This is a genomic window from Novosphingobium sp. ST904 (assembly GCF_001298105.1).
Taxonomy (GTDB): domain Bacteria; phylum Pseudomonadota; class Alphaproteobacteria; order Sphingomonadales; family Sphingomonadaceae; genus Novosphingobium.
In genome coordinates this window covers 1-13,203 of the sequence record NZ_LGJH01000082.1, presented here as the reverse complement: position 1 = coordinate 13,203, position 13,203 = coordinate 1, and the positions used below count along the sequence as shown (strand labels likewise).

Sequence of the window (13,203 nt, the reverse complement as noted above, 5' to 3'; positions counted from 1 at the left end):
ACAGCCTTGCGGTAACCGGAAGAGCACCAAAGAGTATCACGAGCCATCCGGCGATCGGAAGCGCGTGGAGACAATAGCAGCAGCTGATCGAACCGATGAACACGTAGAGGGCAACGGCCGACGTATGGATCGGATCGGCCTCGCTCATCAGCAAGTATCCCCACCACCCGAATGCTGCACTGATGAGAACGGACGCCGCAACCGTCCCGAGCAAGTGGCGTCGGATTTTTGATAGGGGTGGTATACTCCGTTTGCGGCGCGAGAGCCAAAGCAGGGCGCGCACGCCGATCAGGCCGCTCAGAACCATCGGCACCCCTACGCTGTGGGCGTACGGCACCTCCCCATAAGTTGCCCAGGAAAGGAACAGCGCGTTGAAAAACATCAACGCGTACATCAGCGGAACCTGCGTCTGCAGGCTGGCATATTGCGCCTGTTGCGTCGCGTCTGTGCCGCCCAAAACACGACCGATTGGGCTGGATTTCATTTGACGCCCTTCATATCGTACCATTTCGAATGTAGACGGCTCTGCGTTAACAAAAAGTTTGCTGCCGTTGATGGGGCAGAAAGATTGCGGTTGGGGTCCCGGACTTTTGGCCCCTAGGCCAAGCGCATGTAACCGAATATTAATCATCTTGGGTATAGCTATCAGGACAAGCTCGCTATTCCGAATGCAAGGTATGTCCACCGATTGATCCGGTTTTTCACCAGGCCCTGTGCACGCCCTGGCACTGCAACGCTGGAAAGAAGGAGTGCTCCTTCCGGCACCGGTGCCCGTTGTGCCATCACGATTATTCTTCGGATAAGATTCCATGAAGCACGGACCGCGCCTCAATGTTGTCGATATGCGGGCGTCGGCTCGTCAGCCGGTCGACTACGCCGTCATCGGTGAAAATCGCCGGCTCGGCGAAGTGCCGCTGCATATCGTGAACATTTCACCGCAGGGCTTCATGATCCAGGGTGCCCCGGAGATTGGACGTGGGGAGCGTCTCCAACTCCGGCTTCCCGTCATCGGAATGATCGAAGGGCACCTCGTATGGTCTCACGAGGATCGCGCTGGCTTCCAGTTCGAACGCCTGATCCGCGTCGATATGTTCGCTAAGCTGGTCGAACAAATCACGTCACCCCGCCCCCCTAGACAGGGCCGCTGAAGTCAAGGCGTGAAAAGTACGCCTTACGACGCCATGCGAAGATAAGTTCGGCCCAAGGGGGTGCGACTACGAGACCGGGGGTGCTCGCATGACTCGCATGGAGATGTCTCGTAGCCGCGTACCGCGCCTAAACCTCGGGATGTTGAATCGCAAGGGGAAGTGGCCGGGGTGTTGGCGAAGCAGGAAGACTCTCGAGCCCCGGCAACGGCAATCGCCGCCTGATCGAAAGGTCGCGCAAGGCCCGAACCGGAAAGAGCGAGTGAGAAGGCGACGACCCGAATGGGCAAAAATCGAACAGATCTGGAGTAGGAAAACCAGTTAAAAGTCCTGAGCCACGAGCTGGTGAATCAGATTTGAACCTGCTCCGCGGATCACCATACCGGCCAGCGGCCTCTGGAAATCGCCGCAACCAAAGGCCTGACAGAAGACCCCGCTCGATCACTTGCCAACCGGATCAGAAACTTCTTGCATCACGGGCGGCAACCACAGAAATCTTAGACCTGTCACTTTGTGGGCAGGAGTGATCCACGTCTTGCTAGCAGGGCGATATGCTCGTTATCAGGGCGTGATGACTGCCGCCGTTTCCTCCGCCCCTGCCACCGGCCACGCATCCGGTCGGACAAAATCCCTGACGTCGAAGGGGCAGCGCACTCGTTCGGTAATCCTCGACGCAGCCGAGCGCCAGTTCGCCGAACGCGGGTTCGATGGCGTTTCGCTGCGTCAGATCATGGAAGAGGCTGGCGTCCAGATGGGACAAGTCCAGTACTACTTCCCGGCCAAGGAAGACGTAATCGTCTCGGTCCTCGAACGCCGTCTCTCGGAAGTGACGGCAGCCTATCGTGCCTCGGTGGAGAACCTAGAGGCGCGCGCGAAATTGGAACCCATCGGGCTGCGCGCGGTGATCGCGGCGGTCCTGCTAGTGTCGCGCACCTGGCTGGCTTCCGACGATGCCAGTCGGCACCGCTACCTTAGGATGCTGGGCCTTGCGACGATGAGCTTCAACCAGCCGGATTATGTGCGCAGTCATGGGCAGGCTTTCCGCCCCCTTAACGAGCGCGTCATCGCCATGCTGCTGCGGCTGTTTCCGGAGCAGGCGCTCGGCCGCGTGCTTTCGGCCTACCATCTGATCGAGGCCAATCTCCTGTCGGTCTACGTCAACCTAGACGCCCTCTTCGCCCGGCGCGGCGAGGAGCGCAGCGAAGCGGCCGTCCATCGCTATTACGACGAACTGGAAGGGTTCCTCTACGGCGGCTGCCTGGAACTCCTGGGCGACGGCCGTAGGTCAGCCTAGCCATTTCGGCAGTGTCCTCCCCCACAAAATAGTGCGACCGCACTAAATACGAAGCCGGGACGAGTTTCGCACGAGCGGCACCGTTGATCCGGATCATATCGAGGGAGAGGATTATGAGTGGAAATCGCCCAGGCGCGCGGGCCGTTTTCCTTGCGTCCGCATCGTTTGCCATCCTGGCGGCGTCCGGGGCCAACGCCCAGGAAAAGCCCATGGATCAGTCAGGCGACAGCGGCGGTATCGAGGAGATCGTAGTCACGGCGCAGAAGACCTCGGAAAGCCTTCAGCGGGTGCCAATCGCCGTGACTGCGGTAAGCGGCGTCGCTCTCGAGCGGGCGCAGATCAAGGACATTCAGGGGCTCGCCAATTCGATCCCCAACGTCCAGATCAATTCGTTCTCGAACTCGCCGGATTCGGCAGTGTTCACCATTCGCGGCGTCGGCGTGAACGATGCCGATCCCTATGTCGGCACGACGGTCTCGGTGGTGGTCGACGGCGTTCCCGTCGGCGTCAACACTGGCGCGCTGCTGTCGCTCTTCGACATCGAGCGGGTGGAAATCCTGCGCGGCCCGCAAGGAACCCTGTTCGGCGCCAACACCACAGGCGGCGTGGTCAACGTGGTGACCAAGCAGCCCACCGGCAAGTTCGGCGGCGAGGTGCAGGTCGTCTACGGCAACTATAACCGACTGGATGTCAACGCCGCGCTCAACTTCCCGATCACGGAAGGGCTGGCAGGCAAGATCAGCGTGCTGCATACCGGTTCGGACGGTTTCTTCCGGGCCTATTCCGACGGACACCGCCTCGGCAAGCGGGACATGACCTCGCTGCGCGGCTATCTAAAGTACACGGCGGGCGACTATGACGCCACGCTGATCGGCGAATACGATCGCACTCGAAACGGTTCCCAGACCGGCGTGATGATCGCGGGGCCGGGCGAACTGTTCTACGATCTGGTGGAGACCGGTTCCGGCTTCAACTTCCGCCGCGGGCAGAGCAACGACCAGCCCGACTATAACAACCGCGACACTTACAGCGTCACCCTGACCCAGAACCTGACGACCGGCATCGGCGATCTCGTCTCGATCAGCAGCTATCGCAAGTACGACAACGACCTGTACAGCGACGACGATGCGCAGACCGCCGTGCTGCTGCAGACCCACCGCGTTTCCGACCAGCGTCAATTCTCGCAGGAACTGCGGCTGCACGCGGACCTGACGGATTCGATCAAGATGATCGTCGGCGGGTTCTACTTCGATCAGGAGTACGACCTGCGGCAGAGCACCAAGCTTGACGGCTTCCTGCAGGGACTGGGACAGCCGCAGCGCCAGCACCAGAAGAACTGGTCGATCTCCGGTTTCGCGCAGCTCTACGCCCAGTTGACTGACACCCTGCGCCTCCAGGGCGGCATCCGCTACTCGCACGAGAAGACGACGGCGCTTTCGTCCACCGCCAACAGCTTCACCACCACGCCGGGCGGCTTCGCCTCATTCGACGACCCGATCATCCCCGGCAGCCTGATCGTGGCGACCGGATCGAAGGCCTGGAACAACGTGGGCTACAAGATCGGGCTGGACTGGCAGGCCACGGATACGGTGCTGGCTTACGGCTACTATGCGCGCGGCTTCAAGTCGGGCGGCTTCACCGGGCGCATCGCGGTGGCACAGGACATCGGGCCGTTCGACCCCGAGCATCTCGACACCTTCGAGGCCGGCATCAAGGCGGACCTGTTCGACCGGCATCTGCGCCTGAACCTTGCGGCGTTCTACAACGACTACAAGGACATGCAGGTCACCCAGAACCTGACTTATCTTGATGGCAAGAACTCCGCCGCGATCCGCAATGCCGGCGGCGCCAAAACCAAGGGCTTCGAGCTGGAGGCCACCGTCATGCCGGTGGAGGGCGTGACGCTGAACGGTGCGATCGCCTATCTCGACGCCTACTACACCAAGTACGACACCTTCGTGCTCGATGGCGCGGGCAATACGGTGCCGGTGAGCTATGCCGGAAACCGGCTGATGAACGCGCCGAAATGGAATGCTTCGGCAGGTATCACCGTCTCCCGGCCGCTGGGCGGCGGCGAGGTCACTGCGACGGGGCAGTACACATACACCGGCAGCAAATACACGGCGTTCACGGATCGACCCACCGAACTGGTCACGCCAGTGAATCTCGTGAATGCCACGGTGTCATGGTCGCCGGAAAGCGAGCAGTGGTCGATCGGTATCTGGGGCCGCAACCTCTTCAACGAAAAATACTACGGCCAGAAACTGACCCTCTTGGGCATCGGCACGCTCGCTTCGCTCGGAAACCCGCGCGAGTACGGTTTGGACTTCAAGGTGCGCTGGTAAAGGCGCCGGGGCCGACTGCACGCATCCCCCGATCCCTATTGGCGGTCGACCCTTTCAACATTTTTGACAAATGAGGATGACGAACATGACTGCAATGCCGATGGAAGTTCGCACCGCCCTCCAGGATCTGATGACCGCCTATTGCTATGCGGTCGACAAGCTGGACGACATCGACGAACTGCTCGACCTCTTCACCGAAGACGCGATGCTCGATTTCAGCCGCATCGGCCTGCCGCTGATGTCCGGACGCGCAGAGATTCGGGGTTTTTTCGACGGCGTCTTCGCCGACATGACCCATCACGCGCACTATATCTCCAACTTCCGCCCCGTGGCCTGGGACGGCACGACCGGGGCGATGACCGCTTACGTCACCGGGCTCGGCCGCTCGAAGGACGGCAACACCGTGGACGTGAAGGTCCAGTACACCTTCGAGGCGGCCGCGCAGCCGGACGGCACCTGGAAGTGCCATCACTATTCGATGTTCGCGATGATGCCGCTGCCGGGGTCGCTTGCCGAGATCCACGGTGAGCGCTGAGCACAACCGAACCCTTCACTCAATCTGCGAGAGGTACCATGGCCACCACCGCTGAAAGCCGCCCTGCCTATCCTACCCACCCCGACGCGCGCCCCCCCGCCGCGCGCGGCGATGCCATTACCGGCGACCGGTACTGGTCGAAGGAGTTCGCCGAGCGCGAATGGGAGCACATGTGGAAGAAGGTCTGGCACCTTGGCGGGCGCCTCTCGCAGTTCGAGGAAGCGGGCGACTTCGTCATCCATGAGTTCAAGCATGAATCGGTCATGATGGTGCGGCAGGAAGACGGTGCCATCCGCGCCTTCTTCAACGTGTGCATGCACCGCGGCAATCGTCTCGTGAACGTGTCCGAAGGCGGCGTGAACGGCAGCTTCGCGTGCCCCTATCATGGCTGGAAGTGGGGCATTGACGGCAAGCTGGACTGGGTACAGGACCCGGAGGATTTTGCGCAGGGCGATCCTTGCGGCAAGCTCAGGCTCAAGGAACTGCGCTGCGAGACGTGGGGCGGGTTCGTGTTCTGGACCTTCGATCCTCAGGCGAAGCCGCTACTCGAATATCTCGACCCCATTCCCACGCTGTTCGCCAATCGCGACCTTGAGAACTACACCCGAGTGGTGTGGCGCACGCTGCGGGTGAACACCAACTGGAAGTTCGCATCGGACAATTTCAACGAGGCTTACCACATCCCGGTCGTTCATCCGCAGTTCCAGCCGATGATAGATGACCACTACTCCACCTCGATCTTCGAGATGTACCCCAACGGGCACAACCGCATGATCGAGAAGTTGCAGCCGTCCAGCCGCTATCCGGACGCCCAGCAGGTCAAGCCGTTGTGGGCGCAGGTCTTGCGCGAGTGGGACCTCGATCCGGCCGACTTCGAGGGTCGCGCCCAAGAAGGTCGCGTGGCTCTCCAGCAAGCCCGCCGCGCGCTTGGGCCGGCACGCGGATATGGCTATTTCGATGCGCTGACGGACGATGAACTGACCGACCAGATGCATCATACCTGCTTCCCGAACCTGACGCTGACCGCAACGGTCGAGGGTCTCCATGTCTTCAGGACCGAGCCCGACGCGAATGATCCGAACTGGTCGACTTTCGATTACTGGTATCTCGTGCCCAAGGTGGGGGGAGAAAACGAAGCGGCAACGCTTTACGGCATGCGGCCCGTCGTCGAGGCCGAGCAGGAATCCGGCGACTTTGGCGAGTATCGCACGACCATCGCCCAGGGTGACTTCCTCGAACAGGACCTCTCGCTTGCGGTTACACAGCAGAAGGGCCTGCGGTCGATGGCGTTCGAGGACTGCTATCTCGCCGGGCAGGAAATGCGGTTGCGGCGCTTTCACGAAGTGATCAACGACTATTTGGAGGGCCGCGCTGAGCGCCGTCCCTGAATGGGAGAATACTGACATGGGGCGAGTAGCAGGGAAGGTAGCACTGATCACCGGCGGCGCGTCGGGGCTGGGGCTGGAAGACGCCCGATTCCTTGCGCGCGAAGGCGGGAGGGTGGTGATCACCGACGTGCAGGACGAACAGGGGGAGAAGCTTGCCGCGGAAATCCCGGGCGCGCTCTACCTCAACCACGACGTGCGCGACGAGCAGAGGTGGCATGAGGTCGTCGAGCGGACGGTGGAGCACTTCGGCCGGCTCGACGTGCTGATCAACAACGCGGGCCTCGTGCGCTTTGCCTCGGTAGAGGACTTGTCCTACGCCGACTACAAGCTGCAGGTGGAAGTGATGCTGGACGGCACGTTCCTTGGCTGCAGGGCGGCGCTCCCCGCCATCGCGCGGAGCGGTGGGGGCTCCATCGTCAACATGGCCTCGATCGGCGGGATGAAGGGCATTTCCACCATCCCTGCTTATGCCGCCGCCAAGGGCGGCATCATCTCCATGACCCGCTCGATCGCGGTGCACTGCCAGGAACAGGGCTATCGCATCCGCTGCAACTCGATCGCGCCGGGCGGCATTTCCACGCCCATGACCACGCAGGCGGTGGCCGCCCTCGATGCCGACGATCCCGGCCTCAAGCAGAACCGGGACTTCGGCATGGGGGTACCGGCGGACGTCGCGAACCTTGTCCTGTTCCTTGCGTCCGATGAATCGCGCCACATCACCGGCACCAACATGGTCATCGACAACGGCGAAACCATCAACTGACGTGTAGAGGACAATGAGGATGACAGCCGAAGACATGATCGATTTCGTCGACCGCCTCTATGCCGCCACGGGGGCGGGAGACTGGGAGACTGCGTCGGATATGCTGACCGACGACTTCGTCGCGCGCGAGGCGGATGGACTGCCGATGGCGGGGGAATATCGCGGCAGGGACGGGCTTCGTGCGCTCTACGGCCGTGTCATGGGCCTGTGCGACGTCGTGGCCCTGGATCGAGTGGAGACGACCGCCGGCAAGGACCACGCCGTGACGATCCTCTCGCTACGCTTTGCCGACCCAGCCCTTGCCCCTGCGGAGATCTGCGAGATGTTCCGCTTCCGTGATGGCAAGTGCTGCGAGATCAAGCCGTTCTATTTTGATCCCGCATCGTTCATCGCCGCAGCAGATGTGAAGGCCGCATCGGCTTGATCATTCTGCGAGGCGCTGTGCCGATGGGAAACGTGTGAGTGTCGACAAGACAACCGCAGGGCCGTTCCCTGCGTCGAGGGATGCCCGAAGGATGGCCATGAGCAACACCAACTTCATTGTCGTAGGCAGCGGCGCAGCCGGTCTCGTCGGTGCGATCACGGCGCATCGCGCTGGATTGCGTCCTGTCATCATCGAAAAGGCCGACCTCTGGGGCGGCACCACTGCCATCTCGGGAGGCGTGCTGTGGGTGCCGAACAATCACCTCATGACGGCCGGCAAAGACGATACACCCGAGGCGGCATGGCAATACGTTCTTTCGCTGATCGGCGAGGACGCCGACGATCGCGCAATCCAGAAGGCCGAGGCGTTCCTCGCGCATGTCGCGCCGATGGCCGAATTTCTCGCCAAAGAGGGGGTGGCATGGAAAGTTAACAGGGACCATCCGGACTATTATCCGGGCGTTCCGGGAAGTAGTCGCGGCAGGACGCTGGAATCCGAGGTCGTCGACGGCAAAGCGCTTGGCCGTCTTTTCGATACCATGCGCACCCATGACCTCGACATGCCCGCCATCGACAGCGAAGGGCTGGCAAGCCTGACGCGCGCGTGGCGCGGACCGGGCCTGCTGCTGAACGCTGCACGAGTGGCGCTGTCGCATAAGGTGAGCACCCTGCGCGGCCGCAAGCCGCTCGGTCTCGGACGGGCGCTGGTGGCTTCGCTCATGCGCATTGTGGACCGGCTCGGCATCCCCGTACGAATGTCGACTGGACTGGTCGATCTCGTGGTGGAGAACGGCGCCGTGGTCGCTGTGATCGTCGAGCAGGCGGGCGCGCGCAGCCGGATGGAGGCACCTGCCGGGGTCCTTCTCGCAGCCGGTGGTTTTTCGCGCAATGCCAAGCTGCGCAAGGAACTGCAGGGGGTGGAGCGAAGCTGGCCGAACGCGATTCCCGAAGATCAGGGCGATGCTCTGCAGGCGGCCCGAGCGCTTGGCGCCGCCACCGAACTGCTGGACGGTCGCTGGTGGATGCCCTCCATCCAGGTATCTCCCGAGCAGATGGGCCTTGCACTTGGTCTGCGAGCGCTGCCGGGGAGCATGATCGTCGATGCTCGGGGACGGCGATACATGAATGAGGCCGCCAATTACATGACCGTTGGACGCACGATGTTCGACCACGGCGCGGCCGATGAAAGCCACTGGCTCGTCATGGATGACCGTTTCCTGCGCCGCTATATTTTCGCCGAACTTTCGCGCAAGGTGGTCCGCAAGCGAATGATGGATCACGGATTCCTGTTCCGTGCCGACACTGTTGAGGAACTGGCAAGGCAATGCGGGATGGATCCTGCGACCCTGCGCGGCCAGGTCGATCGCTTCAATGGCTTTGCAATCACCGGCGAGGACCTGGATTTCCATCGCGGTGCTTCGGAATACGATCGCCACTGGGCTGATCCGGATCAGCACCCGAATCCCAGTCTTGGCCTGATCGATAAGGGCCCGTTCTGGGCAGCTCTCATTCGGCCGGGTGATCTGGGCACCAACGGAGGTATCAGGACAGACAACCTTGGGCAAGTGTTGACGCAGGACGATCGCCCGATCCCTGGGCTGTACGCTGCGGGCAACAGTGCCGTTTCGCCGTTCCGATATACCTACCCTGGAGCGGGGGCGACTATCGCGGCTGCTGGTACCTTTGCTTTCATTGCGGCCCGGCATGCGTCTTCAAGGAGCACGAACTAAGCTGTAGGTGTTGTGCGCTTGACCTAGATCGCCATCACCCGCTCGAAAGTCTGGGGTCAAAGCTCTGCTCGGCGATCGATGCTATGATGTCAACTGGTTCCGCAAGACACCCGCCAAACGGAACATAACTGCTTGCATCGCCGCAACTGTCATCTTTTGGTTCATCAACGTATCTCAGGTCAGAAGCCAAGGCTGTTCAGTTCTCTCAATTGAAGCGTAACTTGGCAAGCGCCTCGAAGGGTTCTGTCGCAAATTCCTCCGTCGGGTAAATCGGGCCCTCGAGAACCAAGCTTCACGCCGCCAACAGGTTGAACTGATGTCCCAGAGACGGATTTTGGGTATCAGGTACCAGCATCTGGCCTTTGCGGATCATGTGGATCAACTCGATGCCGGTCAGGATGGCAGCGGCCGACGCGAGCGACTTGAAACCCAGCATCGGTCGAATACGGCGCTTAATGCGCCGATGGTCCTGCTCGATCCGGTTTTTGATGTATTGGCTTTGCCGCACTTGAGCGGCTCGGCGTCGGAGCGCGCCTTCAGACGCGCCTCGCCATGGCACAGCCGCGCGACCTCAAGATTGGTCTGGCTGCCGTCGATGGTGACCTGCTGCGGAAGGCCGTGCCGTTCGTAGGCCTGGCGGAAGAAGGCCTCGGCATCCTTGAGGTTACGCGTTGGCGAGAACCGGGAACCGGAAATCGACGGTGGCGCCTGACTTGTCTATCGCCCGGTACAGGTACCGCCATTCGCCCTTCACCTTGATGTAGGTCTCGTCCACGTGCCATTTCGCCATCACCGGGCGCTTGCGGGCATGAAAGGTTCCAGCAACTCCGCGGAAAAGTGGAGCACCCAGCGATGAATCGTCGAGTGATCGACACGAATGCCGCGTTCGGCGATCATCTCTTCCAGATCCCGGAGGCTCAGGCCGTAGCTCAGGTACCATCGCACGCACAGCAGGACCACTGATCGGTTAAAATGGCGGCCTTTGAACATTCTTTCTCTGCGCGGAAATGCCAACAAACGCCTCCCCTACCGTCACCCGCAGAATTTTGCGACAGAACCAGCGCGCGCCCCAAGACGGCGGTCAAGCCCCGCCGCCGCCCTTCGGTGGCAGCAAGACCGGCGAGCCAGGCTATGTTCGGACCAGGCGTCAGCTCGATCAGCAGGACGGCAAGCGCAAACCCAAGTAGGTCCAAATGTGTCTCCCCCTTCGACTAGACGCTGGTGCCGAGTGCCAGTCCGATACCCGCCGTGAGCGCCATCGCTAGTGCGCCCCAGAAAACGACACGTGCGACAGGCTTCAGCGGTCGCGCCCCGCCAGTGACTGCACCGATCCATCCGAGCAGAGCAAGGAATAGGAGCGATGCGACCGCCTCGCCGGGGACAAGCAGGGCCTGCGGGAGTAGCATCGCGACCAGCAGCGGAAGAAGGGCGCCCACGGTGAAGGTGCCTGCCGAGGTGAACGCCGCGGTGATCGGGCGTGCGGAGGTTATTTCGGTAATGTGAAGTTCCTCGCGGGCGTGAGTTCCCAGCGCGTCAAACGCAGTCATCTGTTGGGCAACGGTTCGTGCGACATCGGCATCGACACCCCGCGCCCGGTAAATACCGGCGAGTTCCTCGAGCTCGGCTTTGGGGCCTGTGGCCAGCTCGAGCCGTTCACGTTCGAGATCCGACTGTTCGGTGTCCGACTGTGAACTCACGGAGACATATTCGCCAGCGGCCATCGACATCGCTCCGGCGACAAGACCCGCGACCCCGGAGACAAGGATCGCCGAACGCGGCGCTGCAGAGGCGGTAACGCCGATGATGAGGCTTGCGGTCGAAACAATGCCGTCATTAGCGCCGAGCACGGCCGCACGCAGCCAACCGATGCGATAAACGAGATGGTTTTCGCGGTGGCTTCTCATGCATCTTTTCCTTGTTGCAAAATTTTCGATTCTTTTTATCTCGTCACCATCGATGAGATCTTCGACCATTAAACTGTCTATAATCGCGGAGTCCGCCACGGATTACGTTCTTACGACGTTCAATAGGTCCGTTTATAGGAAATTCGTCTACTAATCGGGTGGGCAGTCATCCCTGTCCCTATTTGTCATTCGGATGCAACTTGGACATCCTGTGTTTGGTTGACAACTGCCGTTCCCAGGATGCACCGTGGCTTTGTCCTACTTTGCGCGTAGGCCACGTTACCAACCTACGATCGCACCCGCGACAACACCCGCGCCGCGACACCGCTCTGCACCTGGAGCTGTCGCCCGTAACGCAAGGCGGTCGAAGGCGATGACCAGCGCAGCGTCAGCGCGATGCCTGCGCCGTCCTCGCCCGCGGCGAACAGGTCCTGGGTGAGCCCGACGCGCAGCGAATGGGTGGACAGCGTCTTGATGGCAGTGTCCAGTTCGCCCGCTGGCAGATCGACCAAGCCGGCGCGAGCAGCGCCGAGAGCGATCCGGCGGTAGATGCCGGTGACGCCCTGTCGAGTGAGGGGTTCACTGCCGACGGTATAGGTGACAAGCAGGGAAGCACCGGCTTCATCGGTCTCGCCCCAGCGGGCGTCGGCGATTTCCTTGGCCCGCTCGCGGCGGCGATCGACCCCGACCCTGCGAAACAATACCCCTTCGCTGATCCCGCTTTCCGAGCGCCAGACGGCGATCCGCCGCATGGTGTCGGCCGACAGCCAGGCCCAGGCACCGAGACCTTCCTGATCGGTCTTGGAGCGGGGCAGATGGAGCAGGCCGGTGCCGTCGCCCTGCGGGCGTAAATCCTTGATCTCGATTGCGGTGAGTTCGCTGACCCGAAGCCCGGCATCGTAGCCGAGCGACAGCAGGGCGGCATCGCGCACGCCCTGGACATCGCTGCTGCACGCCTCGAGCAAGGCGGAGATCGTGAACCCGCCGGCGCCGCCGAGCGCGCCGCCGAAGCGCAGCGGTGCGGCCTGGCGCTGCGCGGCGCCCTTGCGGCGGCGCTGCGCGCGCAGCGCATTGCGCACCATCGGGGCCGAAGTCGGCGGCAGCTCACCGCCAAGGTCGAGTATGCGGTGCACGTCGCGAGACTAGCGATCCGGCGGCTGAGCGTAGCGGGCTTCTTGCCGTCGGCTTCGAGGATGCGCAGATAGCGCACCAGGTCTTCAGGATCAGCCGGCAGCGCGCGGCGGTGTTCGTGCGCGCACCAGTCGAGCCAGCAATCGAGATCGGCGGCAATCGCCAGCTTCGACGCGGGCGCCATCGCCTCGAGCGCGGTCTCGATGCCGATGCCGCTGACGGGGGGCATGTCCTGCGGTGCGGCGCGGCCGAGCGTTGTCATCAGGCGTTCGTCGGGCGTGGGGGCATTGGCGCGCCGCGCATGGCGACGCGGCAGCGGCCCGGAGGCACGCACCATGATCGTGGTCGCGTGCACCGGCGTGGCTGGATTGCTCTGGGATAGTGGATGCACGCCAGAATTTGGCATGCCTGTCTCATCCGGCACGCCGAGATCCGCCAAAGCTAGTGTGTCATCGGGGACTGATTGAGCCTCGTTCGGATCTTCGTGACTCACGCCCTGCCCCGCCGTTCTGTTGTCACCGATAACCACACTGTCATTACCATAA

General features: G+C 62.0%; 9 protein-coding genes and 3 pseudogenes. 8 read left to right on the top strand and 4 right to left on the bottom strand.

Annotated features, from left to right (window positions below; genetic code table 11):
• A pseudogene (locus ADT71_RS01505) lies at positions 1-484 on the bottom strand (hypothetical protein); the annotation flags it as partial.
• A 325-nt stretch (positions 485-809) separates the two neighbouring features.
• On the opposite strand from ADT71_RS01505, the gene ADT71_RS29920 reads away from it, so the two are divergent.
• The 8 genes from ADT71_RS29920 to ADT71_RS01465 all read left to right on the top strand — a co-directional run bounded on the left by ADT71_RS29920 (position 810) and on the right by ADT71_RS01465 (position 9,623).
• On the top strand, positions 810-1,148 hold the full coding sequence (locus ADT71_RS29920) for a PilZ domain-containing protein (RefSeq protein ID WP_082370077.1): 339 nt from the start codon (positions 810-812) through the stop codon (positions 1,146-1,148).
• A 568-nt stretch (positions 1,149-1,716) separates the two neighbouring features.
• Positions 1,717-2,439, top strand: a complete 723-nt coding sequence (locus ADT71_RS01495; RefSeq protein ID WP_054434451.1) for a TetR/AcrR family transcriptional regulator — start codon at positions 1,717-1,719, stop codon at positions 2,437-2,439.
• A 209-nt stretch (positions 2,440-2,648) separates the two neighbouring features.
• Positions 2,649-4,784 carry a TonB-dependent receptor gene (locus ADT71_RS01490; protein WP_165913383.1) on the top strand — a complete coding sequence of 712 codons (2,136 nt, stop codon included), beginning with the start codon at positions 2,649-2,651 and terminating at the stop codon, positions 4,782-4,784.
• Positions 4,785-4,869: 85 nt separating this feature from the next.
• A complete protein-coding gene (locus tag ADT71_RS01485) occupies positions 4,870-5,319 on the top strand; it encodes a nuclear transport factor 2 family protein (RefSeq protein ID WP_231635476.1) in 450 nt (149 codons plus the stop codon).
• 38 nt (positions 5,320-5,357) lie between these two features.
• A complete protein-coding gene (locus tag ADT71_RS01480; protein ID WP_054434448.1) occupies positions 5,358-6,707 on the top strand; it encodes an SRPBCC family protein in 1,350 nt (449 codons plus the stop codon).
• A gap of 16 nt (positions 6,708-6,723) precedes the next feature.
• The gene (locus tag ADT71_RS01475) at positions 6,724-7,470 is read left to right on the top strand and encodes an SDR family oxidoreductase (protein WP_054434446.1); all 747 of its coding nucleotides are present in this window, start codon (positions 6,724-6,726) and stop codon (positions 7,468-7,470) included.
• A gap of 19 nt (positions 7,471-7,489) precedes the next feature.
• Positions 7,490-7,894 carry a nuclear transport factor 2 family protein gene (locus ADT71_RS01470; protein ID WP_054434444.1) on the top strand — a complete coding sequence of 135 codons (405 nt, stop codon included), beginning with the start codon at positions 7,490-7,492 and terminating at the stop codon, positions 7,892-7,894.
• A gap of 97 nt (positions 7,895-7,991) precedes the next feature.
• A complete protein-coding gene (locus ADT71_RS01465; RefSeq protein ID WP_054434455.1) occupies positions 7,992-9,623 on the top strand; it encodes an FAD-binding protein in 1,632 nt (543 codons plus the stop codon).
• Positions 9,624-9,915: 292 nt separating this feature from the next.
• On the opposite strand, the pseudogene ADT71_RS01460 reads toward ADT71_RS01465, so the two are convergent.
• From ADT71_RS01460 to ADT71_RS01450, 3 genes and pseudogenes are all read right to left on the bottom strand, one after another.
• Positions 9,916-10,613, bottom strand: a pseudogene (locus tag ADT71_RS01460) (IS6 family transposase).
• A gap of 221 nt (positions 10,614-10,834) precedes the next feature.
• Positions 10,835-11,527: a VIT family protein gene (locus tag ADT71_RS01455; RefSeq protein ID WP_054434442.1), complete on the bottom strand. Its 693-nt coding sequence runs from the start codon at positions 11,525-11,527 to the stop codon at positions 10,835-10,837.
• 287 nt (positions 11,528-11,814) lie between these two features.
• A pseudogene (locus ADT71_RS01450) lies at positions 11,815-12,995 on the bottom strand (tyrosine-type recombinase/integrase).
• Positions 12,996-13,203: the final 208 nt, after the last annotated feature.